The organism is Streptomyces sp. NPDC020362, assembly GCF_040642095.1.
Lineage (GTDB): Bacteria > Actinomycetota > Actinomycetes > Streptomycetales > Streptomycetaceae > Streptomyces.
In genome coordinates this window covers 1-3114 of sequence record NZ_JBFAET010000408.1, presented here as the reverse complement: position 1 = coordinate 3114, position 3114 = coordinate 1, and the positions used below count along the sequence as shown (strand labels likewise).

At 71.6% G+C, this 3114-nt stretch carries 3 protein-coding genes; all 3 read right to left on the bottom strand.

The genetic code is table 11. The features are described 5' to 3' along the window. Window positions 1-111 precede the first annotated feature (111 nt). Window positions 112-798 carry an HAD family hydrolase gene (locus tag AB0H32_RS47585; RefSeq protein ID WP_361135758.1) on the bottom strand — a complete coding sequence of 229 codons (687 nt, stop codon included), beginning with the start codon at window positions 796-798 and terminating at the stop codon, window positions 112-114. Between the two features lie 292 nt (window positions 799-1090). Beyond that, a complete protein-coding gene (locus AB0H32_RS47580) occupies window positions 1091-1552 on the bottom strand; it encodes a DUF4279 domain-containing protein (protein WP_361135755.1) in 462 nt (153 codons plus the stop codon). A gap of 306 nt (window positions 1553-1858) precedes the next feature. Further along, window positions 1859-3114, bottom strand: a 1256-nt coding sequence (locus tag AB0H32_RS47575) for a BTAD domain-containing putative transcriptional regulator (protein WP_361135753.1), incomplete at its 5' end; no start/stop codon positions are given.

Below are 3114 nucleotides of genomic sequence, written 5' to 3'. Positions count from 1 at the left end.
TGCCCGTCGGAACCGGCCATGCGGCCGTCCGCTACGGCATCGGCCCGGATTGCCTACAGGGCCCCGGGGTGCCTACAGGGCCCCGGGGTGCCTACAGGGCCCCGGGGTGCCCTACGGGGCTTCGTGCGGGGCGTCCGCGAGCGACTCGGCTGCCTGGACCTGCTGGTCGTCCCGGATCGGCAAGGTGACCGTGCTGTCCACCGGCCCCTGCACGTTCGCCGTGAAGCCGGCGCGCTCAAGCGCTTCGGTGCCCTGCGTGGTCACCATGGCGAGCGCGAGCCGCTCGGAAACGACCTGCACGACAACGGCCTCGGCCTCGTCCACCGCCGCGGTCAGCTCGTCCAGCCCCGTGCCGTCCCGTAGCTCGATGCGGGCCCGGAGGACAGGACGGTTTTCCACTGCGGCGAGAGCGAACACCGGGTGGGGCGCCGTACGCATCCCCGCCTCCCGCGCGAACGCACGCTCCTGGGCGTCCTCGCCCACGAAGACACAGTCGTCGGCTGTCGCCCCCTCGGTGCTCGCGACCGCCTCATCGAAGATCCTGCGACTGTCCTTCACGCCCCAGTGCACGAGAGCCTCGTCCGTGAAACGGCCGGGGAACGCCTCGTGCAGCGCGGCCGCTGCCCGCGTGGTGGCGCTGTCGCCCGGCCCGGGGTTGGAGATGATGCCCGTGCGTACCCTGCGGAGGGCGTCGAGCACGGCCATGACCCGCGGTCGGGGCTGGAGTGTCAGGGAGCCGTCGGGGTTCACCCGGGCGTCCGCCAGAGTCGCCCCGATGTCGAAGAAAATCACAGACATGTGATGTGCCTCCCCGCAGTGAACCCTGTCGAGTCGCAACCTTCCGGGTGAAAACCCTCCCCGCGATGCGAGCCGCGGCCTGACGCATCGGTATGTCCACCCCGGAGAGACGACGCCCCGCCCACCGTCGAGCACGCTCATGCCGCGCCGACGTGGAGAAGGGCATGGCCGACGGGTAGGCGGAGATCCAGTACCCTCCGGACCTGGTCGACGGCTTGCCTCGCCGGAGCCGGCCCCACGCCGGGTGGACCAGCCGAGAACGCCTTGGTGTCGGCGTCACTGGAACTGGTCGTCATCCGGGAGCGACTGCTGCCGCTGACTCGGGTGGATAGAGGTCGAGCACGATGTCGAGTCCCAGCGCGCAGACCTCCGCCAGCAGGCGGGCCGGCAGGACGCAGCCTCCTTGACCGTTCTCGCTGCCGAAGCCGAGAAGCAGCTCCAGGTCGCAGTCGCGGGACAGGAGCGCAATTTCCCCACGACGCCCGCCGACGAGTCCTACCAGCGCCCGGGCATGGTCCGCGAGATCGCTGTCGTTGCGCAGTCCACTTCGCCTGATCCAGACGCTGGTCTCCCGCCGAGCACTGCCCGGGCTGCGGGGACTCATCAGACCTCTCCGCTCGAACTGCTCGTCAGCAGCGATCCCCAGGCGCTCCGAGATCTCGCTCGCGCCGACCGTTCGGCTCGTGATCCGGATCGACCCGGCCGACCACTTCGTGACCGGCACGGCCGACTGCATCGTCAGGTCCTCTGGCACGGCCTCACGATCGCAGCCCAACCCACGGAAGGCCAACGGATTCCCCGGGCCCACGCGGTCGCGCGAGGCTGGTGAGGGCCACGGGCTCGACAGGTCGTGGACACGGCCGGCCCCAGCCGGTGACGCGGTGGGGGCCGGTCCAGCTGCCTGCCCGGGAGCAGCGCGGTGGGCGCGGACGACACATGCCGGGGCCACCCTGTGGAGAGCGGGTCCATCCGCGTCCGATCCCGCATCCGGTCGGCCTATGCCGAATCATCACCATATGTGCCGTCCGAGCGGGGAGCGCATCGCCTGCCCCTTTCCTGATCAGCCCCTGACTGCCCGGATGGGATAAGGCGCTGGGGTGACGTCGATTTCGTTCATGTACCCGGCGTACAGCCGGTAGCGGCGCCGCGCCTCGCCATGACGGCCGGCCGCCGCCAGCAGGCAGACCAGGGCGAGGTGGGTGTCCTCGTCGTACGGATCGCGTTCCAGCAGCCGGAGCCTGTAGTGGATCTCCGCGTACGTGTTGCGGTTCTCGGCAGCCGCCGCAGCGAGCCTGGCGAGCAGTTCCGCGTGAGCCGCCTGCGCTTCCTCCCGCAGAGCCGTGGCCCACTCAGCATAGGGGTCGTCCGCGAGGACATCGCCGCGGTACAGGCCCTCGGCGACGGTCAGCGCTGCGAAGGCGTGCTCGGCCGACCGCTCGGCGACACCCAGTGCGTGGCGTGCGGTGGCCAGGAACTCCTGCACGTCCACGTGCAGCCGGGCGAGGCCCACCACCTCCTTGTCCGCGACGATGAAGTGGTCCTGTGCCATGCGGCGCTGTGGATCCAGGACCAGGCGGAGGATGGACAGTGCCACCGACAGCCGGTTTCCGCACCGGGCTGGATCGTGTTCGGGCCACAAGGCCTCCATGAGCAGTTCACGCGGTGTGGGCAGGCCTCGTCTGGCCACCAGGAGCTTGAGCAGATCCCGTGCTTTCTTCGACTGCCACTCCTCGGACCGGACCGGGCGGCCGTCCCGGAAGACCTGGAAGCCGCCCAGTACCCGCACGCTCGCCGATGGACGCAGGCTTGCCGCCGCCCGGTTGAGCAGCCCCGCCGCGTCACCGGCCCCGGCGCCCACCCCGAACTGGCCCAGCCAGGCGGTGGCCTCACGCACCCGCGTCGCGCCGGTACCCTCGAGTCGTGCCCGCGCGACGGCGACCCTGGCCACGGCCATCGGACGCTGCGCAGCGGACCACATCGCCTCGGCGTCCCGCAACAGCCCTTGCCGTGTGCCAGCGTCGGCGGCGCACATTGCCTCCAGCTCCAGCAGTTCGGCGAACACGGCCCGGCACCCCTGCGCGCCCGGCTCGTCCGCCGCCTGCCGGGCCGCCTCGGCGGCCGCCTCACGGCGCCCGCCCGTCAGCGCGATCCAGCCGCCCGCCAGCAGGGCGCGGATCCGCGGCGGACCGGCGCACCGCTGCGCAGCCCGGGACGCCAGAACCGCCGCCGAGTGGGGCTCGCTGACCCCCCGGGCCACAGCGAGCCCGGTCAGTGCCGAGGACAGCGTCTGACGGTCGCCCGACTGCTCGGTGAGGA

Coding starts and splice junctions, on each gene's coding strand:
- AB0H32_RS47585 (WP_361135758.1), bottom strand. CDS start 798: ATGTCTGTGATTTTCTTCGACATCGGGGCGACTCTGGCGGACGCCCGG.